The 511-nt window shown below is 46.8% G+C and carries 1 protein-coding gene; it reads left to right on the top strand.

Annotated elements, in window-relative coordinates; translation table 11 throughout:
• The coding region (locus tag P2W82_RS24730) for a PaaI family thioesterase (RefSeq protein ID WP_336518636.1) at nucleotides 1-369 on the top strand (369 nt) is incomplete at its 5' end.
• Between the last annotated feature and the right edge of the window lie 142 nt (nucleotides 370-511).

A 511-nucleotide genomic window follows, 5' to 3' on the forward strand; every position in this document is an offset into this window, starting at 1 on the left:
CTGGAGCATATTGAAAAAGGCAAGGCAACTATCAGCCTCGAGGTAAAATATGATATGACCAACCCATATGGCAATATTCACGGTGGAATGATGGCACTGGTAATGGACGAAGTGATAGGGTGGAGTGTAGTTAGCTTGGATACCGACAACCATTACACCTCGCTTAATCTGAATGTAGATTTCTTATATGCCATAAAGCAGGGCGACCGCCTGCGAGCCACGGCGGAAGTGATACGTGAGGGCAAAAAGATCATTCACGTGGAGTGCAGGGTGGAGCATACCAATGGTACACTGCTCGGAAAGGCCTCAAGCAATTTGATCGTCACCGGCATGAAGCCTCGGGACGGTGATTCTAAAGTGGCGAATTAATTGCTAGCTTTGCGCACTCATGTTAAATGGTAAGAAAATAGTTGTTGTTCTGCCTGCTTACAGGGCGGCTTTGACGCTGGAGCGTACGTACAACGAAATCCCTTTCGATATAGTAGACGATGTAGTATTGGTTGACGACAAT

The sequence above is a fragment of the Pollutibacter soli genome (genome assembly GCA_029269725.1).
In the GTDB taxonomy this organism is placed as follows: Bacteria; Bacteroidota; Bacteroidia; order Chitinophagales; family Chitinophagaceae; genus Pollutibacter; species Pollutibacter soli.